This window comes from Enterobacter sp. DC4 (assembly GCF_000568095.1).
In the GTDB taxonomy this organism is placed as follows: domain Bacteria; phylum Pseudomonadota; class Gammaproteobacteria; order Enterobacterales; family Enterobacteriaceae; genus Enterobacter; species Enterobacter pseudoroggenkampii.
The window spans coordinates 877,929-901,102 of sequence record NZ_AZUB01000001.1 but is presented as its reverse complement, the minus strand read 5'-3'; the positions used below and the strand labels follow the sequence as shown (position 1 = coordinate 901,102).

Below are 23,174 nucleotides of genomic sequence, written 5' to 3'. Positions count from 1 at the left end.
TCAGGCGGGCGAGAATATCGCCCGCTAGCGGCTGCGCTTGGCGTGCCGCTCCCAGTTCTCCTGTTTTGCTTCATCGGATTTTCGCAGTGAAACGTAACATGCCCCGCTGCCGCCGTGATGCGGCAGCGCCACGCAGAAGGCCTGTACATCCTCGAACTCGGTTAACCAGCGCGCCAGGTAGCTGCGCACCACATTCGGATGCGAGTTCTGCTCCCGCCCTTTCCCGTGAATAATAATCAGGTTACGTAACCCGTCACGTCTGGCCTGGCAGATAAAAGAAAACAGCATCTGACGGCAGCGTTCGGCAGGCTGACGCAAGAGGTTTAAGCTGGCCTGGCGGGCATATTTGCCCGAGCGTAGCTTATCGATAACGCCCTGCTGCACCCCTTCGCGCTGGAACGCCAGCGGTTCTTCCAGGGGAAGAAGGTCAAGAAAATCGAGCGTCAGGAAGTTATCCAGCTGTTCACTATCCACCTCCTGTCGCGTCCGCGTATTGCGGCTGGGCTGCCAGTGAATATCCGGGCCACGCTTCAGCGGCTGGACATCTTCCATGGCGTCAAGAAAAAAGGATTTGTCGTCAGGGTTCATGGATATCCTCCGGCTACAACTGAGGACGGTACTATACCTGCGCCCGAGACAGGCCTCAATCACCGTTACAGGCCGTCGTGCGCAACAAATATTAACCTGATGAATATATATAGTATTTATAAAATAAACTTAAATATGACTTAACTAAAATTTCAGCAAAGATGAAATAAGTGATTTGTGTTAAATTTTCGTAAAATCAAACACTCAATATCCTTTCATTTTGCGGGAAAGGTGTTATACCTAAATATACCTGCTTCATGGATATAATACTCAGGATTGGCGAAAGGACGCACTGCTGTGTGTACTGGAGGATCTGTCTGATGTCGGGCAGATCCTGTTTTTTTATTATCTCACTTTCACGCCACGATTATTTTCCTCGCTTCCCGCCTGAACTGTGTAATTAATGATTCAGCCAGGGGCGTCTGACGTGAATCGCGGCGCTGAATTAAATAATATGCTGCTTTTGGAAGCGACTCGACAACCGGCAGCATGACCAGGCGATGCGCCAGCAGCGGGTCACACCCTAGCTCCTGCGGCAATATGCTTAGAAAATCACTTTGCGCAACCAGGCTAATACAGGAGGAAAAGGTTTCACAGACCACACCAATTCGCGGTATTTGCGAGCGATGGCTAAATACCTCTTCTAACTGCTTATAATAACTTCCCCGCGGGGTCGGCATTGTCCAGTTATAATGCAGAAGTTCATTAATAGACGTTGCTCCCGTCGCCGGATGCCCTTCCCGACAAAATACCGCAAACGGTTTTTCGAAAAGTTTTTCAAACGTAAATTCCTGGTCGTAAGGCCCCTGATAATAGGTATTGATGGTGAAATCCAGTTCGCCCTGGCGTAATTCATTGATCATCGATACCAGCTGCCCTTCCATAATCCGCACCTTGACCTGCGGATGCTGCGCGTGAAAGCGGGTAATGACGGCGGGCATCAGGCTGCGTGAAACGCTGGCCCCCATCCCGATGTTGATCTGCCCGGCCAGCTCCCCCTGCCGCTGACGAATGTCATCCTGCGCCGCGCGCAGCTCTTCCAGGATCAACCTGGCACGCTGGTAAAAACCCTCACCGCATTCCGTCAACGCGACGCCCTTACTCCTGCGCACGAAAAGCTGCGCCGCCATGCCCTCCTCCAGCTCTTTGATGGATTTGGTCAGCGCCGGCTGGGAAAGATTCAGCGTCCTGCTGGCACCGCGAATGCTGCCCTGACGCGCAACCTCAACAAACGCCCGGATTTGATGAAATTTAATCTGAAATGACATAGCCCGACCGATAACCGTTGTTTATCAGAGTAAAGAAACTGTCATCTACTTTAATGGAAAGGGATGTGCGAGGGTAATTCCTGAACGGTTAAAACTGTGAAAAATCGGTTAGTGATAAGTAAAAACTATCACAGCGTGAAGCAGTTCACATATTTTAATGATGACAGGAACAGATATGGACACACTGGCGCAGTACATCCAGACGTTAACCCCGCAGCTGAGCGCATGGCGTCGTGATTTTCACCATTTCGCGGAATCCGGTTGGGTAGAGTTTCGTACCGCCGCGAAAGTCGCGGAAATCCTGGACTCGCTGGGTTACGAACTGGCGATGGGGCGCGACGTGGTCGATGCCGAAAGCCGGATGGGGCTGCCCGATGCCGCTACCCTGGCGCATGAGTTTGCCCGTGCGCGGGCGCAGGGCGCGCCTGAGAAATGGCTGGCGCCGTTTGAAGGCGGCTTTACCGGCATTGTGGCCACCCTGAATACCGGCCGCCCTGGCCCAACCCTGGCGTTTCGCGTGGACATGGACGCCCTTGATCTCAGCGAAGCGCTCGACGACAGCCATCGCCCGTTCCGCGACGGGTTTGCCTCCTGCAACGCAGGAATGATGCACGCCTGCGCGCACGACGGCCACACCACCATTGGTCTGGGGCTGGCGCAGGTGCTTAAGCAGAATGAAGCCCGGCTGAACGGCACCATCAAGCTGATCTTCCAGCCCGCCGAAGAAGGTACGCGCGGCGCGCGCGCCATGGTTGCCGCCGGGGCGCTGGATGACGTGGACTATTTCACGGCTATCCATATTGGTACTGGCGTGCCTGCCGGAACGGTGATCTGCGGCAGCGATAACTTTATGGCCACCACCAAGTTCGACGTGAGCTTCACCGGCGTGGCCGCACACGCGGGCGGTAAGCCGGAGGACGGTCGTAACGCCCTGCTCGCCGCCGCGCAGGCCACCCTCGCTCTGCACAGTATTGCCCCGCACAGCGAAGGTGCCTCCCGGGTGAACGTCGGGGTGATGCAGGCGGGCAGCGGACGCAACGTGGTGCCCGCCAATGCTCTGATCAAAGTTGAAACCCGCGGCGAAACCGAAGTGATTAATCAATACGTCTTTGAACGCGCGCAGGCGGTGATTACCGGCGCGGCGGCGATCTACGGCGTGAACGCCGAGATGCGCCTGATGGGGGCTGCCACCTCCAGCGCACCGACGCCGGCCTGGGTGGATTATCTGCGCGAGCAGGCGAGTCAGGTTTCCGGGGTTGTTCACGCCATCGATAAGGTGAAGGCGCCAGCAGGCTCCGAAGACGCCACACTGATGATGGCCCGCGTGCAGCAGAACGGCGGCATGGCGTCCTATATGGTGTTTGGCACGGAGTTGAGCGCCGGACATCACAACGAAAAATTCGACTTCGATGAGCAGGTCATGCCTGTCGCCATCGAAACGCTGGCGCGAACTGCGCTCAATTTCCCGTGGACGCGAGGTGTGTAATGCAGGAGAACTACGCTTTTATTGCCGATGCGATCGACACGCGATGTCGGACGTTAACCGATATTGCCGATGCGATCTGGGATCGTCCCGAAACCCGCTTTGAAGAGTTCTGGTCCGCCGAACGGCTGGCCAGCGAGCTGGAAGCAGAAGGCTTCACGCTGACCCGCGAGGCAGGCGGTATTCCAAATGCCTTTATCGCCAGCTTCGGCAGCGGGAAACCGGTTATCGCCCTGCTGGGCGAGTACGACGCGCTGGCCGGATTAAGCCAGCAGGCACACTGCGCGACCGCGCAGACCGCCACGCCGGGAGCCAACGGCCATGGCTGCGGGCATAACCTCTTAGGCACCGCGGCGCTGGCGGGCGCGGTGGCGGTGAAAAGCTGGCTGGAGCAGCACGGCGGCAGCGGAACGGTGCGTTTTTACGGCTGTCCCGGTGAAGAAGGTGGCTCCGGGAAAACCTTTATGGTGCGCGAAGGTCTGTTTGATGACGTCGATGCCGCCGTCACCTGGCACCCGGAAGCCTTCGCCGGGATGTTTAACGTCAGCACGCTGGCGAATATTCAGGCCGCCTGGCGTTTTCACGGCGTGGCGGCGCACGCGGCCAACTCCCCTCACCTGGGACGGAGCGCGCTGGACGCCGTGACGCTGATGACCACCGGCACCAACTTCCTCAACGAACACATCATTGAGAAAGCGCGCGTCCATTACGCCATTACCGATACCGGCGGGATTTCGCCCAACGTGGTACAGGCGCAGGCCGAGGTGCTGTACCTGATCCGCGCCCCGGAGATGGCCGATGCGCAGCAGATCTACGAGCGCATCGAGAAAATCGCCCAGGGCGCGGCGCTGATGACCGAAACCACCGTCGAATGCCGCTTTGATAAAGCCTGCTCCAGCTACCTGCCGAACCGCACGCTTGAGGCGGCTATGTATCGCGCCCTGCAGCACTACGGCACGCCGGAGTGGACCGATGAGGAGCGAGAGTTTGCCCGCCAGATCCGCGCCACGCTGACGCCCAACGATCTGCAAAACAGCCTGAAAAATATTGCCGCCACGGGTGGCGAAGCGGGTAAAGCCTTTGCCCGTCGTCATCAGGCGACGCTGCTGGTGGATGAAGTCGCGCCCTACGCTATTACCGACAACGTGCTGGCGGGCTCAACGGACGTGGGCGACGTCAGCTGGAAAATGCCGGTCGCCCAGTGCTTCAGCCCCTGCTTTACCGTCGGCACACCGCTGCACACCTGGCAGCTGGTGTCCCAGGGGCGTACTTCCATTGCTCACAAAGGCATGCTGCTGGCCGGAAAAGTGATGGGTGCGACCGCGCTCAATCTGCTGCAGGACGCAGCGCTGCTGAACAAATGCCGTGAAGAGTTCGAACAACAATTACAAGAAAAACCGTACGCGTGTCCGATCCCCCAGGGCGTGACACCGTCACCTTTAAAATAAAAAAACACAACAACACAACACTCCCGAGGAACGCCCATGAGTATGTCATCCATACCTTCGCATTCCCCATCCGGTAAGCTCTATGGCTGGGTTGAAAGGATTGGCAATAAAGTGCCGCACCCTTTCCTGCTGTTTATCTATCTGATTGTGATTTTGATGGTCGCCACCGCCGTGCTCTCCGCCTTTGACGTGAGCGTGCGCAGCCCGGCTGACGGCAGCCTGGTGGCGGTGAAAAACCTGCTCAGCGTTGACGGACTGCACTGGTTTTTACCTAACGTCATCAAAAACTTCAGCGGTTTCGCCCCGCTGGGCGCCATTCTGGCGCTTGTGCTGGGCGCCGGGCTGGCAGAACGCGTTGGCCTGCTGCCCGCATTAATGGTGAAGATGGCTTCCCACGTCAGCGCGCGGTACGCGAGCTACATGGTGCTGTTTATCGCCTTCTTCAGCCATATCTCCTCCGACGCCGCGCTGGTGATCATGCCGCCGATGGGGGCGCTGATTTTCCTCGCCGTCGGGCGTCATCCCGTGGCGGGCCTGCTGTCGGCGATTGCGGGGGTGGGCTGCGGATTCACCGCTAACCTGCTGATCGTCACCACCGACGTGTTGCTCTCGGGCATCAGCACGGAGGCGGCGAAGACTATTGATGCGGCAATGCACGTCAGCGTGATCGACAACTGGTACTTTATGGCCTGCTCGGTCATTGTCCTGACGATTGTCGGCGGGCTGATTACCGATAAGATCGTCGAGCCGCGCCTGGGCAAATGGGAAGGCCGTAGCGATGAAAAGCTGGAGACCCTGAGCAAAGAGCAGCGCTTCGGCCTGCGCGTGGCTGGCGTGGTCTCGCTGGCCTTTATCGCGCTGGTGGCGCTGATGGTGGTCCCGGAAAACGGCATATTGCGCGATCCGGTTAAACATACGGTCCTGCCGTCACCGTTTATTCAGGGCATTGTGCCGCTGATTATCCTCTTTTTCTTTGTCGTTTCGCTGGCCTACGGTATCGCTACCGGCAAAATCCGCCGTCAGGGCGATTTGCCGCAGCTGATGATCGAGCCGATGAAGGAGATGGCGGGCTTTATCGTGATGGTGTTCCCGCTGGCGCAGTTTGTGGCGATGTTTAACTGGAGCAACATGGGCAAGTTTATGGCCGTGGGCCTGACCGACGCGCTGGAGGCTGCCGGATTAAGCGGCGTACCAGCGTTTGTCGGCCTGGCGCTTCTGTCATCCCTGCTGTGCATGTTTATCGCCAGCGGCTCCGCCATCTGGTCGATTCTGGCCCCGATCTTCGTACCGATGTTTATGATGCTGGGGTTCCACCCGGCTTTTGCCCAGATTCTGTTCCGCATCGCGGACTCTTCGGTTATTCCGCTGGCGCCGGTTTCGCCGTTTGTTCCGCTGTTTTTAGGCTTCCTCCAGCGCTATAAACCCGAGGCCAAACTGGGTACCTACTATTCGCTGGTTTTACCCTACCCGCTTATCTTTTTAGGGGTATGGCTGGTGATGCTGGTGGCGTGGTATCTTGTCGGCCTGCCGATTGGACCGGGGATTTACCCGAGGCTGAACTAAAGGAATGAGGATGCTGAGATTACTCGAAGACAAGATTGCGACGCCGCTCGGCCCGCTGTGGGTGATCGCGGACGAGCAGTTCTGCCTGCGCGCCGTCGAATGGGAAGAGCACAGCGACCGCATGGAAGAACTGCTTGCGATTCACTACCGCTCACAGGGATATGAACGTATCCGCGCCACCAATCCGGGCGGGCTGAGCGACAAGCTTGCGGCGTACTTCGAAGGCGATCTCAGCATCATCGATACTCTGCCGACCGCCACGGCGGGCACGCCTTTTCAGCGCGAAGTGTGGCAGGCGCTACGTTCGATTCCATGCGGGCAGGTCATGCATTACGGCCAGCTTGCGGAGCAGCTAGGCCGCGCAGGAGCAGCACGCGCGGTGGGTGCCGCGAACGGCTCTAACCCGGTGAGCATCGTGGTACCCTGCCATCGCGTCATTGGCCGTAACGGTACCATGACAGGCTATGCCGGTGGCGTGCAGCGAAAAGAGTGGCTGCTGCGTCACGAAGGGTATCTCTTGCTCTAGTTCCCAGGCTTTTTGTGCTTAATTTTCTACCGGTTAGGCTAAAAATCCATAATCAAGCTGTGGAATTTCAAGAAGATGGCGACACGTTGCCGTCTCTTGTCCTTATTGAGGGTTTGTCAGGCTTACGTACTTACCAAAAAGATGTTAAAATTGACCAATATCAATTAAGGCTTGAGCAAACCTATGATCCCGGAAAAGCGAATTATACGACGCATTCAGTCTGGCGGTTGTGCTATCCATTGCCAGGATTGCAGCATCAGCCAGCTCTGTATCCCGTTTACCCTGAATGAGCATGAACTCGATCAGCTTGATAATATCATCGAGCGCAAAAAGCCTATTCAGAAAGGGCAGACGCTGTTTAAAGCGGGAGACGAACTGAAATCGCTCTATGCTATCCGTTCTGGCACCATCAAGAGCTACACCATCACCGAACAGGGTGATGAGCAGATCACCGGCTTCCATCTGGCGGGCGACCTGGTGGGCTTTGATGCTATCGGCACGGGCCATCACCCGAGCTTTGCTCAGGCACTCGAAACCTCAATGGTTTGTGAAATCCCGTTTGAAACCCTGGACGATCTGTCCGGCAAGATGCCTAACCTGCGTCAGCAGATGATGCGTCTGATGAGCGGTGAGATCAAAGGCGATCAGGACATGATCCTGCTGCTTTCCAAAAAGAATGCAGAAGAGCGCCTGGCCGCGTTTATCTACAACCTCTCCCGCCGCTTCGCCGAGCGTGGCTTCTCGCCGCGTGAATTCCGTCTGACGATGACGCGTGGCGATATCGGTAACTACCTGGGTCTGACCGTGGAAACCATCAGCCGTCTGCTGGGTCGTTTCCAGAAAAGCGGGATGCTGGCCGTTAAAGGTAAATACATCACTATCGAAAACGGTGAAGCGCTGGCCGTTCTTGCCGGGCACGCCCGCAACGTGGCATAACTTTCCACCTGTTGATGACCAGACTGATAAATTCTTGTGATTTATTGGTCTGGTATAATCACTTTCGTTTCAAGATATTTTCACCGTAGTACGTCCCCACACAGCGCCCGAAAGGTTCTCGTTGAGGTTATGAATTGAGAGAAAGTTTGTTTTTCGTTTCAGTCGTGATCGCCTCAGTGACCTTTATCTTCATCTGGATCATGCTTGTCGGCCCAATGAAGGGGGAGGAAAAAACCTACGTTCAGGACTCCACGACCTTTGCGATAGCGGTGATGGTGCTGCTGTTTATTGCGTTTATCGCGGTGACGACCACAGTGCTTTTCCTCTGATAAATTTTCATGAATTATTGATCTGGCAAAACCTCCCCTCTGTTTCATTCAGGATATATAGGTTACTCTTTTAATTACAGACTGTGGTGACAGTAGTAAGGAGACCTGTATGGCCAAGTATCAAAACATGCTGGTAGCTATCGATCCGAATCAGGACGATCAGCCGGCATTACGACGTGCTGTGTATTTACATCAACGGATTGGTGGCAAAATCAAAGCGTTTTTGCCGATCTATGACTTCTCGTATGAGATGACCACCCTTCTGTCGCCTGACGAGCGCACCGCTATGCGTCAGGGCGTCATCAGCCAGCGTACCGCGTGGATCCGTGAACAGGCGAAGTATTACCTGGAAGCGGGTGTGCCCATTGATATTAAAGTGGTCTGGCATAACCGACCTTTCGAAGCCATCATCCAGGAGATTGTCGCCGGTGGGCACGACCTGCTGCTGAAGATGGCGCACCAGCACGACAAGCTGGAATCTGTGATCTTCACCCCGACCGACTGGCACTTGCTGCGTAAATGCCCTTGCCCGGTCTGGATGGTGAAAGACCAGCCGTGGCCTGAAGGCGGGAAAGCCGTTGTGGCGGTAAACCTCGCGAGCGAAGAGGATTACCACAATTCGCTGAACGAGAAGCTGGTGAAGGAGACCCTCCAGCTTGCCGATCAGGTGAATCATACTGAAGTGCATCTGGTGGGCGCCTATCCGGTCACCCCGATTAACATTGCCATTGAGCTGCCTGAATTTGACCCGAGCGTGTACAACGACGCGATCCGCGGTCAGCACCTGCTGGCCATGAAAGCGCTGCGCCAGAAATTCAGCATTGATGAGAAAATGACCCACGTGGAAAAAGGGCTGCCTGAAGAGGTGATCCCGGACCTGGCGGAACACCTGCAGGCGGGGATTGTGGTGCTGGGCACCATTGGCCGGACCGGTATTTCTGCCGCCTTCCTCGGCAATACCGCCGAACAGGTGATCGACCATCTGCGCTGCGACCTGCTGGTCATTAAGCCGGATGAGTACCAGACGCCGGTTGAGCTGGACGATCCGGAAGACGATTAACCAGCAAGATGAAAAAAAACCGTCGGGGAACCGGCGGTTTTTTTTGCCGGGTGGCGGCTTCGCCTTACCCGGCCTACGGGTTTGGTAGGCCCGGTAAGCTTGCACCACCGGGCTTTACCCTGTCAGAGTGATTTCAGAATCGCATCCACGCTGGCTTTGGCATCGCCAAACAGCATGTGGGTGTTCTCTTTGAAGAACAGCGGGTTCTGAACCCCGGCATAGCCGGTATTCATGGAGCGTTTAAACACAATCACGTTCTGCGCCTTCCACACTTCCAGAACCGGCATACCGGCGATTGGGCTACCCGGATCGTCCTGTGCAGCAGGGTTAACGGTATCGTTGGCGCCAATGACCAGCACGGTGTCGGTGTCGGCGAAATCATCGTTGATCTCGTCCATTTCCAGCACGATGTCGTAAGGCACTTTCGCTTCCGCCAGCAGCACGTTCATGTGGCCAGGCAGACGCCCTGCCACCGGGTGAATACCAAAGCGAACCTTAATGCCCCGCGCGCGCAGCTTCTCGGTGATTTCCGCCACCGGATACTGCGCCTGCGCCACCGCCATGCCGTAGCCCGGAGTGATGATCACGGAATGCGAGTTTTTCAGCATGTCTGCGGTATCTTCCGCAGAAATTTCACGGTGCTCACCCACTTCTTCATCCGCACTGGAAGAAGACCCATCGGTCCCGAAACCACCGGCGATAACGCTGATGAACGAACGGTTCATCGCCTTACACATGATGTAAGACAGGATCGCACCGGAAGAACCCACCAGCGCACCGGTGACGATCAGCAGGTCGTTGCTCAGCATAAAGCCTGCCGCCGCTGCCGCCCAACCGGAGTAGGAGTTCAGCATCGAGACAACCACCGGCATATCCGCACCGCCGATGGACGCCACCAGGTGCCAGCCGAACGCCAGCGCGATGATGGTCATCACCAGCAACGCCAGCACCTGCAGACCGACGCTTTCGGTACGCACGAAGACCACCAGCAGTACAAACGACACCACCAGCGCCGCCAGGTTCAGCTTATGACGGTTTGGCAGCATCAGCGGCTTAGAGGAGATCTTCCCGCGCAGTTTGCCAAACGCGACAATAGAGCCGGTGAAGGTCACCGCACCGATGAAGATACCGAGGAACACTTCCGTCAGGTGGATGTTTACCAGAATCGGTTCCAGGCCCGGTTCGTGATACAGGTAGCTGTTGAAGCCCACCAGCACCGCCGCCAGACCCACGAAGCTGTGCAGAATAGCGACCAGCTCCGGCATCTCGGTCATTTCAACGCGTTTCGCGAGGCGAATACCAATCGCGCCGCCGATGATCATCGCTACCAGGATCCACGCCACGTTGCCGGTATCCGGCCCGAAGATGGTGGCAATCAGCGCAATCGCCATCCCGGCGATACCAAAGTTATTCCCCTGCTGAGACGTTTCGTGTTTGGAAAGCCCCGCCAGACTGAAAATAAACAGGATTGCAGCAACAATGTATGCGGCTGTCACTAATCCTCCAGACATATGCTACCCCTTAGCCTTTACGAAACATTTTCAGCATGCGCTGAGTCACGGTGAAACCACCGAAAATATTGATACTGGCGATCAGCACCGCGATAAAGCTCAGGAAGCTGATCCAGCCGCCGTGACCAATCTGCAGTAACGCCCCCACTACGATGATCCCGGAGATGGCGTTGGTTACCGACATCAGCGGCGTGTGCAGCGCATGGGAGACGTTCCACACCACGTAGTAGCCTACGACGCAGGAGAGCGCGAAGACGGTAAAGTGGCCGAGGAACTCTTTCGGCGCGACGTCAGCCAGCCAGCCGAACAGAATAATCACCAGCGCCATGATCGCGTATTTGCGCCACGGAGAAGCCGGTTTGGCGGGCTCTTTAGGCGCGGGCGCCGCTTTCGCTGCCGCCTGAGGCTGAGCAGAAACCTGAATAGGCGGCGCAGGCCAGGTAATATCACCTTCACGGACCACGGTGACGCCGCGCACCACCACATCGTCAAAATCGACGGTGATGTTGCCGTCTTTCTCTTTGCAAAGCAGCTTCAGCAGGTTGACGAGGTTCGTGCCGTACAGCTGAGAAGACTGCGTTGGCAGACGGCCCGGCAGATCGGTATAGCCGATCACCTTCACACCGTTAGCGGTCGTGGTCACCTGATTCGGTACGGTATATTCACAGTTACCGCCGTTTTGGGCGGCCAGGTCGACAATCACGCTGCCCGATTTCATGGAGTCAACCATCTCACGGGTAATCAGCTTCGGTGCCGGTTTACCGGGGATAAGCGCGGTGGTGACAATAATGTCGACATCTTTCGCCTGGGCAGCGAAAAGTTCCATTTCGGCTTTGATAAAGGCTTCGGACATCACCTTCGCGTAACCGTCGCCGCTGCCTGCCTCTTCCTTAAAGTCCAGCTCTAGGAATTCGGCCCCCATACTCTGAACCTGTTCCTTTACTTCAGGACGGGTATCAAAGGCGCGTACGATAGCGCCCAGGCTGTTTGCCGCACCGATGGCGGCAAGGCCCGCTACGCCCGCGCCAATCACCATCACTTTCGCCGGAGGGACTTTACCCGCGGCGGTGATTTGACCGGTAAAGAAGCGACCAAATTCGTGGGCCGCTTCAACAATGGCGCGGTAGCCGGCAATGTTTGCCATGGAGCTTAGGGCATCCAGCGACTGCGCGCGCGAAATGCGCGGCACGGAGTCCATCGCCATCACGGTCACGCCACGGGCCGCCAGCTTCTCCATCAGCTCCGGGTTTTGCGCAGGCCAGATGAAGCTCACCAGGGTCGTCCCCGGATTCAGCAGCGCAATTTCACTCTCTTCCGGTGCGTTGACCTTCAGAATTACCGGCGACTGCCAGACGTCAGCACCGTCGACCACTTCTGCGCCAGCCTGGATAAAGGCCTCGTCATCGAAACTCGCCAGTTTGCCTGCGCCGCTTTCGACCGCGACCGTAAAACCCAGTTTAAGCAGTTGCTCCACCGTTTTCGGTGTTGCCGCTACGCGGGTTTCATTGGCTAACCGTTCTTTTGGTACCCCAATACGCATAGTTTTCCCTTCCATCGGTTTTTGATGATGGTTTATCGATAAATGCCCGCGGTTTGTATCAATTTTCGCCATCGCGCGAGCGACGAGATATGATTAACCCCGGAAAATAAAACAGTAACAAACTGTCTATAACCTACTGAAAATAGCGCCAGTGATCTACCGCCAGAAAACACTATTTCTTACTTTATCTGTGAAAAATAAGCGATCGGCGTCACTGACAGTGATATTTACCTTAAATTCATCGCCAGAACCGATAAATCGCGCAAACGAAGCGGTAAAAACATGATATAGCGCCATAAGAGAACAACTTGTTAACATTAAATTAACTTGTAAAAGTCATATGCTTTATCAGTTTTACTTGTCAAACGCGTGTTTTTTCAACATATCACTAAATGTTATCGAATAAGGTGATTCAGTAAGCACGGGCAGTGAAAAATGGCGCAGACAGCGACGGGTTTTAAATGCAATAATCGGGACAGTCTCAAATTAACAACAATACCAGTACATGGTTTGCGCAAGGCGAAGGATCATTTTTATGAAGCTTAAGAACACACTCCTGGCGTCCGCACTTCTTTCCGCGACCGCCCTGTCTGCGAATGCCGCAACAGAGTTAACGCCGGAGCAAGCGGCAGCGTTAAAACCTTTTGACCATACGGTCATTGTGGGTCGTTATAATTCTATTGGCGACGCCGTCGCCGCGGCATCAAAAGCTGCTGATAAAAACGGGGCTGCCTCGTTTTATGTCGTTGACCAGTCCGATTACGGCAACAGCGGTAACCAGCGCGTGACCATTGCGCTGTTCAAAGACAATGCGCCAAAAGCTGACGCACCGAAAAACCGCGTGATCAACGGTGTTGTTGAACTGCCGAAAGATCAGGCGATTGAGCTGGAACCTTACGACACTGTCACCGTTCAGGGCTTCTATCGCAGCCAGCCTGAAGTGAACGATGCCATCACCAAAGCAGCGAAAGAGAAAGGGGCCTACTCGTTCTTCATCGTGCGTCAGGTCGATGCTAACCAGGGTGGCAACCAGCGTATTACCGCGTTCATCTATAAAAAAGATGCGAAAAAACGTGTTCTGCAGAGCCCGGATGCCATCCCGGCGAATTCAGAAGCAGGTCGCGCGGCAATAGCAAAAGGCGGCGAAGAAGCGAAGAAAGTTGAAATTCCAGGCGTAGCAACGACGGCTGCCCCAAGCGCTGAAGTGGGCCGTTTCTTCGAAACGCAGTCCACGAAAGGTGGCCGCTATTCCGTTACGCTGCCGGACGGTACCAAAATTGAAGAGCTGAACAACGCCACTGCAGCGCAGATGGTGCCGTTCGACAGCATCAAGTTTACCGGCAACTACGGCAACATGACGGAAGTCTCTTACCAGGTCGCGAAGCGTGCGGCGAAGAAAGGGGCGAAGTACTACCACATCACCCGCCAGTGGCAGGAACGTGGTAACAACGTGACCATCAGCGCCGATCTGTACAAGTAACAAAATCGTTTACGAAAGGCGGCGCAATGCCGCCTTTTTTGTTACTTTTTTTGAATTTCTGCCACACGTCATTGCATGCTTTCGTTACACTCCGTAAAATCCCGCGCCTTAGTGTGATCCACCATTTTTATGCGCCTGAGCGAAATAATTATTCTGGATTTTGACCTTTCATAACAGGAAGCCAATGGAAAAGAAACTTGGCCTGAGTGCTCTGACTGCACTCGTTTTAAGCTCAATGCTGGGTGCAGGCGTATTCAGTTTGCCGCAAAATATGGCGGCCGTCGCGAGCCCTTCCGCGCTCATCATTGGCTGGGGCATTACCGGTGTCGGAATACTGCTGCTGGCCTTCGCCATGCTGCTCCTCACTCGCATTCGCCCGGACCTGGACGGCGGCATTTTCACCTATGCCCGTGAAGGCTTCGGCGAGCTGATTGGCTTCTGTTCCGCATGGGGATACTGGCTGTGTGCCGTTATCGCCAACGTCTCCTATCTGGTGATCGTCTTCTCGGCGCTCAGTTTCTTTACCGATACGCCTGAGCTGCGTCTCTTTGGCGACGGGAATACCTGGCAGTCTATTGTGGGCGCCTCGGTGCTGCTGTGGTTCGTCCACTGGCTGGTATTACGCGGCGTACAAACGGCCGCCAGCATCAATCTGGTGGCGACGCTGGCGAAATTGGTTCCGCTCGGCCTGTTTATTGTTCTGGCCTTTATTGCGTTCCGTATGGACGTATTCAAGCTCGATTTCAGCGGCGTTGCGCTGGGCGTTCCCGTCTGGGAGCAGGTGAAAAACACGATGCTGATTACCCTGTGGGTGTTCATCGGTGTGGAAGGTGCGGTCGTGGTTTCTGCCCGTGCGCGGAATAAACGCGATGTGGGCCGCGCCACGCTGCTGGCCGTACTGGCCGCGCTCGGGGTCTATCTGCTGGTGACGCTGCTGTCGCTGGGCGTGGTGGCGCGTCCTGAGCTGGCGGAAATGCGTAACCCGTCAATGGCAGGCCTGATGGTGAAAATGCTCGGTCCCTGGGGCGATGTGGTGATTGCCGCAGGACTGATCGTCTCCGTCTGCGGCGCTTACCTGAGCTGGACCATCATGGCGGCTGAAGTGCCGTTCCTGGCCGCGACGCACAAGGCGTTTCCACGCCTGTTCGCCCGTCAAAACAAAAACAGCGCGCCGTCGGCATCACTCTGGCTGACCAACATCAGCGTTCAGGTCTGCCTGGTGCTGATCTGGCTCACAGGTTCAGACTATAACACGCTGCTGACCATCGCCTCGGAGATGATTCTGGTACCCTATTTCTTAGTGGGTGCGTATCTGTTAAAAATTGCCACACGCCCGGCGCATTATGTCGTGGGTGTCGGAGCCTGTATTTACGGCCTGTGGTTGTTGTATGCTTCCGGACCTATGCATCTGCTGCTGTCGGTAGTGCTGTACGCACCGGGTCTGCTGGTGTTTATCTACGCCCGCCGCACGCATCAGCTGGAGAATGCGCTGAAACGCCGTGAGATGGCATTAATTGGACTGCTACTGGTTGCTGCCCTGCCGGCAACCTGGATGTTAATGGGATAGCATCGCCTTTCCCATTGTTGAACTGTAAAGGAGAATACGATGGGAAATGCACCGCTTCGCCCAATACTGATTACCGGTGGAGGCCGCCGTATCGGCCTCGCTCTTGCCCATCACTTTCTCAACCTTCGCCATCCTGTCATTGTCAGCTACCGTACGGAATACCCGTCGATTGAAGGGCTACGCAAAGCCGGTGCTGTCTGCATTCAGGCTGATTTTTCAACCGATGAAGGCATTCTGGCTTTCGCGGAAGAGGTGAAGTCCACCACGACGGGGCTGCGCGCCGTGATCCATAACGCCAGCGCATGGCGTGCCGAAAAACCCGGTGCGTCACTCAGCGAAACGCTCTCCGCCATGTTGCAGATCCACGTTAATACCCCTTATCTGCTCAACCATGCTCTGCAGGATCTGCTGCGCGGCCATGGGCATGCTGCGGGCGACATCATTCACTTCACTGATTATGTGGTGGAGCGCGGAAGCGACAAGCACATCGCCTACGCGGCCAGTAAAGCCGCACTGGATAATATGACGCGCTCGTTTGCCCGCAAGCTTGCGCCCGAGGTGAAGGTGAACGCCATCGCCCCGGCGATGATTTTGTTTAACGAAAACGATGATGCGGAGTATCGCCATCAGGCGCTGAATAAGTCGCTTATGAAAATCGCCCCTGGCGAGAAAGAGGTCATCGACCTCGTGGATTACCTGCTCACCAGCTGCTATGTCACCGGCAGAACCTTTTCCGTGGACGGCGGACGCCCGCTGCGCTAGTGAAAACGAATAACAACCAGAATTACGGAACCGGCGTTAATTTTGAAAGATTAATGGAAGGTTAAGGTTCCGCGGTGTATGTTGGCTTTTTTCACGAAAACAGACGCTGTATGAATAAGATTGTTTATGTTGAAGACGAACCCGAAGTCGGGCAGTTGATCGCCGCCTATCTGGGTAAACATGATATGGACGTCATTGTTGAACCTCGCGGCGATCGTGCCGAAGAGGTGGTCGTCCGTGAAAACCCCGATCTGGTGCTGCTGGATATCATGTTGCCAGGCAAAGACGGCATGACGCTCTGCCGTGACCTGCGCGCCCGGTGGGAGGGCCCTATCGTCCTGCTCACCTCACTGGACAGCGATATGAACCATATTTTGTCGCTGGAAATGGGTGCCAATGACTACATTCTGAAAACCACACCGCCTGCCGTCCTGCTCGCTCGCCTGCGCCTCCATTTGCGCCAGCACGCCAGCATCGAACGCGAAGCGCCCGCGGCGTCTCTGACGCCGCACAAAGCGATGCGCTTCGGTACGCTGTCTATTGACCCCATTAACCGCCAGGTACTGCTCTCTGGCGAGCTTATCGCCCTCTCCACCGCGGATTTTGACCTGCTGTGGGAGCTGGCAACGCACGCCGGGCAAATCATGGACCGCGACGCGCTGCTGAAAAACCTGCGTGGCGTGAGCTATGACGGAATGGACCGCAGCGTTGACGTGGCGATTTCGCGTCTGCGCAAAAAGCTGCAGGATAACGCTACCGAGCCCTACCGCATTAAAACCGTGCGTAATAAGGGTTACCTGTTTGCCCCCCACGCCTGGGAAACCTGATTCCGTTATCCGGTTAGCATAACATGCGCGAAATGAAGGCATTACACAGTGATACCCTCTCTTTCGCGCCTTTATTTATCCGTTTGCGCAACAATTAACTTGCTAAGCACGCGAACTATCCCATAATTAAACCTTCTACTGTCCTTTCTTCAGCTGGCACTGACCCGGCTACAACGCTTTCTCACCGTGAAGTTCTCACGAAACCTCTCCCATAAAATCTTGATATGAGGATTTAAGCCCATGAAATATGTATAGCTACAGTCAGGTAGAAGCCATCAAAACCAATCTTGAATGGATTGTTAATCAGGCAGCGCTTAGCCATACCTCTCCCTCACGCGCCGATCGGAAAGCGCTCTTTGATCTCCTTGAACTCATCCAGTCTTACGAAATACTTCTGGATTTAATTAATGAATTTGGAACTGTCGTGATTGATACGCACATTGCGGAAGGTCTGGCCGTAACGGAAACACTCATCGCCAAGGTAAAAAGAAGTGCGCACGCGATGTAATGCGCTTCACAGACATGAAAATATCGGCGGGTTTCATGTATATTCTGCACAAAGCGTTTCTTCGGTGAGATCCAATGAAAAAGCTGTTTGTGCAGTTTTATCTTTTGCTGTTTGTCTGCTTCCTGGTCATGACCATGCTGGTCGGGCTGGTCTATAAATTCACCGCCGAACGTGCAGGCAGGCAGTCGCTGGACGACCTGATGAAAAGCTCGCTCTATCTGATGCGCAGCGAGCTAAGAGAGATCCCGCCGCACGACTGGGCGAAAACCCTGAAAGAGCTGGATCTCAATCTGTCATTCGATTTACGCATTGAGCCGTTAAAAAATTTTGAGCTGGACCCACCCGCCATGCAGCGTCTGCGCGACGGGGACATCGTCGCGCTGGATGAGAAATACACCTTTATCCAGCGTATCCCGCGCAGCCATTACGTGCTGGCCGTCGGCCCGGTTCCCTATCTCTATTATCTGCACCAGATGCGCCTGCTGGACATGGCGCTGATGGCCTTTATCGCCATCTCGCTCGCGTTTCCGGTCTTTATCTGGATGCGCCCGCACTGGCAGGACATGCTGAAGCTGGAATCCGCTGCGCAGCGTTTTGGCGAGGGGCATTTTACCGAGCGCATTCACTTCGACAGCGGTTCCAGCTTTGAACGTCTGGGCGTGGCCTTTAACCAGATGGCCGATAACATCAATGCCCTGATCGCCAGTAAGAAGCAGCTGATCGACGGGATTGCGCACGAGCTGCGCACGCCGCTGGTGCGCCTGCGCTATCGTCTGGAGATGAGCGAAAATCTGACGGAAGCAGAGTCTCAGGCCCTTAACCGCGACATTGGCCAGCTTGAGGCGCTGATTGAGGAGCTGCTGACCTACGCGCGCCTCGATCGCCCGCAAAACGAGCTGAACCTCAGCACGCCAGATCTTCCTGCCTGGCTGCAAACCCACATTGATGACGTTCAGAGCGTAAACCCGCAGCGCACGCTGTTAACGCGCGTGACGCCGGGTGATTACGGCGCGCTCGATATGCGCCTGATGGAACGCGTGCTGGATAACCTGATGAACAACGCCATGCGCTACAGCGAAAGTACGCTACAGATTGGGCTGGATTTGCAGGGCAATCAGGCAAACCTGACGGTGGAGGATGACGGCCCGGGGATAGCTCCGGAAGCGCGAGAAACCGTGTTTGAACCGTTTGTCCGTCTCGACCCCAGCCGCGATCGCGCTACTGGCGGATGTGGCCTGGGGCTGGCGATTGTCTACTCTATCGCGCAGGCAATGGGCGGCACGGTGCATTGCGAGGAGAGCGAGCTTGGCGGCGCGCGCTTCTGCTTTAGCTGGCCGGTATACCATAACATCGCCCTTCCCGTTCCTGTCTGACCTAAACCGCACGCTGGCCTGACCCGGCGTGCTGTGCTATATGATAAGTATGTTGTAACTAAAGAGAGTGTTTATGGCCAATTACGATCTCCTCGAACGGCTGAACAGCACGTTTCGGGAAATAGAACACGAGCTCCTGACCCTGACCGAACGTTTGCAGACCTGCCGTCTGCTGGCCGGGCGCGTCTTTACCCTGCCCGAGGTAGCTAAAGGGGCAGAACACGACCCGCTGGACACCATCGAGGTTGAACAGCACATCGGCAGCGCCGCCCTTGAGCTGGCGCTGAAACACTATCGTCGCCTGTTTATCCAGCAGCAGTCTGAAAACCGCAGCAGTAAGGCGGCCGTGCGTCTGCCCGGCGTGATCTGCCTGCAAACCGATGCGACAACGCGCGAAGCGCTGGAAGCCCGGATTACCCATATCAACACCCTGAAAGCGGCATTTGAAAAGATCGTTACCGAAGAGTCCGGCCTCGCCCCTGCCGCCCGGTTTGAATGGGTGCACCGTCAGCTTCCTGGGTTAATTACCCTGAATGCCTATCGCACGCTGACGGTACTGCGTCACCCCGCTACGCTGCGCTTCGGCTGGGCGAATAAGCACATCATTAAAAACTTCACCCGGGATGAGATTCTGGCGCAGTTGGAAAAAAGCCTGAAGACGCCGCGCACCGTCGCACCGTAGTCGCGTGAGCAGTGGATTGAGCGCCTGGAGCAGGAGTACCACAGCATCGCCTCGCTACCGGTGGACACGCGCCTCAAGATAAAGCGCCCGGTGAAGGTGCAGCCTATCGCCCGCGTCTGGTATTCCGGTCAGCAAAAACAGGTTCAGTATGCCTGTCCGACGCCGCTGATTGCGCTCTTTGATGCCAATCAGGGGGCCATCGTGCCGGATATTGGTGAGCTTTTGAATTACGATGCGGACAATGTCCAGCACCGTTACAGACCTCAGGCGCAGCCGCTGCAGCTGATTATTCCGCGGCTGCACCTGTATGTGGCGGGTTGATTATTTCAGGCTGCCGACCATCGCTTCCGGGCGAACCCAGGCGTCGAACTCCGCCTCCGTCAGATAGCCCAGCGCCAGGGCGGAGGCTTTCAGCGTCAGCCCCTCTTTATGCGCTTTTTTAGCGATCTCGGCGGCCTTGTCGTAGCCGATATGGGTATTCAGCGCCGTCACCAGCATCAGGGATTCATTGAGCAACTGGTTGATACGCTCGCGATTCGGCTCAATCCCTACCGCACAGTGCTCGTTAAAGCTCTCCATCCCGTCCGCCAGCAGACGAATCGATTGCAGAACGTTGTGGATCACCATCGGGCGATAGACGTTCAGCTCGAAGTTGCCGGATGCACCGCCCAGGTTGACGGCCACGTCGTTGCCCAGTACCTGACAGCAGAGCATAGTCATGGCTTCACACTGGGTCGGGTTGACTTTGCCCGGCATGATGGAGCTGCCCGGCTCATTTTCCGGAATGCTGATTTCACCAATGCCGCAGCGCGGGCCCGAGGCCAGCCAGCGCACGTCGTTGGCGATTTTCATTAATGATGCCGCCAGCCCTTTCAGCGCGCCGTGGGTGTGGACCAGCGCGTCGCAGGTCGCCAGCGCTTCGAACTTGTTGGGCGCCGTGACGAACGGCTGCCCGGTGATGTTTGCCAGCTCCTTCGCCACGCGCACCGCGTATTCTGGATGGGTGTTTAACCCGGTCCCGACCGCCGTCCCGCCGAGCGCCAGCTCCGCCAGGTGCGGCAGACTGTATTCAATGTGCTTCAGGTTATGTTCCAGCATCGCCACCCAGCCGGAAATCTCCTGGCCGAGCGTCAGCGGCGTGGCGTCCTGCAGGTGCGTACGGCCAATTTTAACGATGTCGCGGAAGGCCTGCGCTTTCTCATTGAGCGTGGATTTCAGAACGTTGAGCTGCGGAATAAGCTGCTCGCGGATAGCAATCACCGCCGCCACGTGCATCGCCGTGGGGAAGACGTCGTTAGAGCTCTGGCTTTTGTTGACGTCATCGTTCGGATGGATCTTACGCTCCATGCCGCGCACGCCCCCCAGCAGTTCGCTTGCCCGGTTCGCCAGCACTTCGTTCATGTTCATGTTGCTTTGGGTGCCGGAACCGGTCTGCCAGATGGCGAGGGGGAATTCGTCGGGATGCTTACCCGCCAGCACTTCGTCGGCGGCGTTGATGATGGCGGTTGCCTTGTCTGCCGCCAGCAGGCCTAAATCCTGGTTCACTTTCGCAGCTGCACGTTTGGTGAGCGCCAGCGCCTGAATCAGCGAGACGGGCATTTTTTCAGTCGAGATACGGAAATGCTCCAGCGAACGCTGGGTTTGCGCGCCCCATAGCTTGTCGGCCGGGACGTCGATGGCGCCCATCGAATCTTTCTCATGGCGTACCGTGGTCATTACTTTCTCCTTGATAACAAAAGAGGGATTGCTCACATGCTTAAGGGATAAGTATTGATGACTTCTGAGAAACGTTATGGCGCTTTGTGCGCTCTTTTTGGTGTCGTGTGGCGGCTGCGCCTTACCCGACCTACGAGAATACAGGCCGGGTAAGCGTCAGCGCCACCCGGCAATTTACAGAATTACTTCACACACGCCGAACATTGGGACGACTGGATCTGCTTGAAGAAGTCGTTGCCTTTGTCATCCACGAGGATAAACGCCGGGAAGTCTTCCACTTCAATTTTCCAGATCGCTTCCATACCCAGTTCCGGGTATTCCACGCACTCCAGGCTCTTGATGCTGCCCTGCGCCAGCACCGCTGCCGGGCCGCCGATGCTGCCGAGGTAGAAGCCGCCGTGCTTGTGGCAGGCGTCCGTCACCTGCTGGCTGCGGTTACCTTTCGCCAGCATGATCATGCTGCCGCCGTTGGCCTGCAGCTGGTCGACATACGAGTCCATACGCCCTGCCGTGGTTGGGCCTAACGAGCCAGAGGCGTAGCCTTCAGGCGTTTTAGCCGGGCCAGCGTAGTAGATCGGGTGATCTTTAATGTACTGCGGCAGCCCTTCGCCATTGTCCAGACGTTCTTTCAGCTTCGCGTGCGCGATGTCGCGCCCCACGATAATCGTGCCGTTCAGGGAGAGACGGGTCGAGACCGGATACTGCGAAAGCTGCGCCAGAATCTCTTTCATCGGACGGTTCAGGTCAACGCGAACCGCTTCACCCTCACCTGCTTTACGCAGCTCTTCCGGAATGTACTTGCCCGGGTTGTTTTCCAGTTTTTCGATCCACACGCCTTCGCGGTTGATCTTGGCCTTGATGTTGCGATCCGCAGAGCAGGAGACACCCATACCGACCGGACAGGAGGCACCGTGACGCGGCAGACGGATCACGCGCACGTCGTGGGCAAAGTATTTGCCGCCAAACTGCGCGCCGAGACCCAGGTTACGCGCCTCTTCCAGCAGTTCCTGCTCAAGCTGTACGTCGCGGAACGCCTGGCCGTGCTCGTTACCTTCGGTAGGCAGGCCGTCATAGTATTTGGTTGAGGCCAGCTTGACGGTTTTCAGCGTGCTTTCAGCCGAGGTACCGCCAATCACAAATGCGATATGGTACGGCGGGCACGCCGCGGTGCCGAGGGTGCGCATCTTCTCAACCAGGTAGTTCTTCAGCTTGCCCGGGGTGAGCAGCGCTTTGGTTTCCTGGTAGAGATAGGTTTTGTTGGCTGAACCGCCGCCTTTGGCGATACAGAGGAATTTGTACTCATCACCGTCGACGCTGTAGAGGTCAATCTGTGCTGGCAGGTTGGTGCCGGTGTTGACCTCTTTGTACATGTCCAGCGCGGCGTTTTGCGAATAGCGCAGGTTGTCTTCGGTGTAGGTGTTATAAACGCCGTGCGCCAGCGCCGCTTCGTCACCGCCGCCGGTCCAGACGCGCTGGCCTTTTTTACCGACGATGATCGCCGTGCCGGTATCCTGACAGGTTGGCAGAATGCCTTTCGCGGCGATATCGGAGTTACGCAGGAACTGCAGGGCAACGTATTTATCGTTTTCGCTGGCCTGCGGGTCGCTCAGGATATCGGCAACCTGCTGCTGGTGCGCAGGGCGGAGCATAAACGAGGCGTCGTGGAAAGCGTGCTGCGCCAGCAGCGTCAGCGCCTGCGGATCGACTTTGAGGATCTCTTGTCCTTCAAACTCAGAAACGGAGACGTGATCGCGGGTTAACAGGTAATACTCGGTCCGATCCTTACTGAGGGGGAAAGGATCTTGATAATGGAAGGGTTTATTCGACATTGGTCTCTCACTTACTGCTTCGGTCTGTTTATTCAGGGCAGATGTTCCGCTGCCCGGCTTAAAAGCGAGTCAGCTTATCCTACACAATTTTTTAACAAAAACTGAGACTAGTACGACTTTTTACATCCACAGGTTACTTCCATGAGGTTTATTGCTTTAATACCCGGAGTTAATTCCA

General features: G+C 56.0%; 19 protein-coding genes and 1 pseudogene. 14 read left to right on the top strand and 6 right to left on the bottom strand.

What is annotated here, in order from left to right; genetic code table 11:
* Positions 1-24 precede the first annotated feature (24 nt).
* Positions 25-588 carry a DNA endonuclease SmrA gene (smrA, locus tag P349_RS19710; RefSeq protein ID WP_032651068.1) on the bottom strand — a complete coding sequence of 188 codons (564 nt, stop codon included), beginning with the start codon at positions 586-588 and terminating at the stop codon, positions 25-27.
* Between the two features lie 356 nt (positions 589-944).
* Positions 945-1,856, bottom strand: coding sequence for a LysR family transcriptional regulator (locus tag P349_RS19715; protein ID WP_032651067.1), 912 nt, complete (start codon positions 1,854-1,856; stop codon positions 945-947).
* A gap of 175 nt (positions 1,857-2,031) precedes the next feature.
* Here P349_RS19715 and P349_RS19720 point away from each other — a divergent pair, with 175 nt between their 5' ends.
* The 7 genes from P349_RS19720 to uspE all read left to right on the top strand — a co-directional run bounded on the left by P349_RS19720 (position 2,032) and on the right by uspE (position 9,201).
* Positions 2,032-3,342 carry a M20 family metallo-hydrolase gene (locus tag P349_RS19720; protein WP_032651066.1) on the top strand — a complete coding sequence of 437 codons (1,311 nt, stop codon included), beginning with the start codon at positions 2,032-2,034 and terminating at the stop codon, positions 3,340-3,342.
* Positions 3,342-4,787 (top strand): M20 family metallopeptidase, encoded by a 1,446-nt coding sequence (locus P349_RS19725; protein WP_032651065.1) that lies wholly within the window; start codon positions 3,342-3,344, stop codon positions 4,785-4,787. The genes P349_RS19720 and P349_RS19725 overlap by 1 nt, the downstream gene beginning before the upstream one ends.
* Positions 4,788-4,823: 36 nt before the next feature.
* Positions 4,824-6,350 carry a p-aminobenzoyl-glutamate transporter gene (gene abgT, locus P349_RS19730; protein ID WP_032651064.1) on the top strand — a complete coding sequence of 509 codons (1,527 nt, stop codon included), beginning with the start codon at positions 4,824-4,826 and terminating at the stop codon, positions 6,348-6,350.
* Positions 6,351-6,360: 10 nt separating this feature from the next.
* Positions 6,361-6,876, top strand: coding sequence for a methylated-DNA--[protein]-cysteine S-methyltransferase (ogt, locus tag P349_RS19735; RefSeq protein ID WP_032651063.1), 516 nt, complete (start codon positions 6,361-6,363; stop codon positions 6,874-6,876).
* Between the two features lie 183 nt (positions 6,877-7,059).
* The gene (gene fnr, locus P349_RS19740; RefSeq protein ID WP_006174991.1) at positions 7,060-7,812 is read left to right on the top strand and encodes a fumarate/nitrate reduction transcriptional regulator Fnr; all 753 of its coding nucleotides are present in this window, start codon (positions 7,060-7,062) and stop codon (positions 7,810-7,812) included.
* Between the two features lie 146 nt (positions 7,813-7,958).
* The gene (locus P349_RS19745) at positions 7,959-8,141 is read left to right on the top strand and encodes a hypothetical protein (protein ID WP_014883604.1); all 183 of its coding nucleotides are present in this window, start codon (positions 7,959-7,961) and stop codon (positions 8,139-8,141) included.
* 109 nt (positions 8,142-8,250) lie between these two features.
* Entirely contained in the window at positions 8,251-9,201 is a 951-nt protein-coding gene (gene uspE / locus P349_RS19750; protein ID WP_024909171.1) for a universal stress protein UspE, read from the top strand.
* Between the two features lie 122 nt (positions 9,202-9,323).
* Here the strand turns inward: uspE and pntB are convergent, their stop codons facing one another.
* Both pntB and pntA read right to left on the bottom strand, forming a co-directional pair.
* Positions 9,324-10,712, bottom strand: a complete 1,389-nt coding sequence (gene pntB / locus P349_RS19755) for a Re/Si-specific NAD(P)(+) transhydrogenase subunit beta (protein WP_024909329.1) — start codon at positions 10,710-10,712, stop codon at positions 9,324-9,326.
* Positions 10,713-10,722: 10 nt separating this feature from the next.
* Positions 10,723-12,252 (bottom strand): Re/Si-specific NAD(P)(+) transhydrogenase subunit alpha, encoded by a 1,530-nt coding sequence (gene pntA, locus P349_RS19760; RefSeq protein ID WP_032651061.1) that lies wholly within the window; start codon positions 12,250-12,252, stop codon positions 10,723-10,725.
* 535 nt (positions 12,253-12,787) lie between these two features.
* Here pntA and ydgH point away from each other — a divergent pair.
* The 7 genes and pseudogenes from ydgH (at position 12,788) to tus (ending at position 19,772) form a co-directional block, all read left to right on the top strand.
* Positions 12,788-13,732, top strand: coding sequence for a DUF1471 family protein YdgH (gene ydgH / locus P349_RS19765; protein WP_024909331.1), 945 nt, complete (start codon positions 12,788-12,790; stop codon positions 13,730-13,732).
* Between the two features lie 184 nt (positions 13,733-13,916).
* The gene (locus tag P349_RS19770) at positions 13,917-15,299 is read left to right on the top strand and encodes an amino acid permease (RefSeq protein ID WP_023335474.1); all 1,383 of its coding nucleotides are present in this window, start codon (positions 13,917-13,919) and stop codon (positions 15,297-15,299) included.
* A gap of 39 nt (positions 15,300-15,338) precedes the next feature.
* Positions 15,339-16,061 carry a dihydromonapterin reductase gene (folM, locus tag P349_RS19775; RefSeq protein WP_032651058.1) on the top strand — a complete coding sequence of 241 codons (723 nt, stop codon included), beginning with the start codon at positions 15,339-15,341 and terminating at the stop codon, positions 16,059-16,061.
* Between the two features lie 110 nt (positions 16,062-16,171).
* Positions 16,172-16,888, top strand: a complete 717-nt coding sequence (gene rstA, locus P349_RS19780) for a two-component system response regulator RstA (RefSeq protein ID WP_024909333.1) — start codon at positions 16,172-16,174, stop codon at positions 16,886-16,888.
* Positions 16,889-17,135: 247 nt separating this feature from the next.
* Positions 17,136-17,396 (top strand): hypothetical protein, encoded by a 261-nt coding sequence (locus P349_RS19785; RefSeq protein ID WP_032651056.1) that lies wholly within the window; start codon positions 17,136-17,138, stop codon positions 17,394-17,396.
* A gap of 74 nt (positions 17,397-17,470) precedes the next feature.
* Complete coding sequence (gene rstB, locus P349_RS19790; RefSeq protein ID WP_032651054.1) at positions 17,471-18,769, top strand: two-component system sensor histidine kinase RstB; 1,299 nt, start codon at positions 17,471-17,473, stop codon at positions 18,767-18,769.
* Positions 18,770-18,842: 73 nt separating this feature from the next.
* Positions 18,843-19,772: pseudogene (gene tus, locus P349_RS0124085) on the top strand (DNA replication terminus site-binding protein).
* Here tus and fumC read toward each other — a convergent pair.
* Both fumC and fumA read right to left on the bottom strand, forming a co-directional pair.
* Positions 19,773-21,167, bottom strand: coding sequence for a class II fumarate hydratase (gene fumC / locus P349_RS19795; protein ID WP_032651052.1), 1,395 nt, complete (start codon positions 21,165-21,167; stop codon positions 19,773-19,775). It lies immediately after the preceding pseudogene.
* A gap of 182 nt (positions 21,168-21,349) precedes the next feature.
* Positions 21,350-22,996, bottom strand: a complete 1,647-nt coding sequence (gene fumA / locus P349_RS19800; RefSeq protein WP_023311463.1) for a class I fumarate hydratase FumA — start codon at positions 22,994-22,996, stop codon at positions 21,350-21,352.
* Between the last annotated feature and the right edge of the window lie 178 nt (positions 22,997-23,174).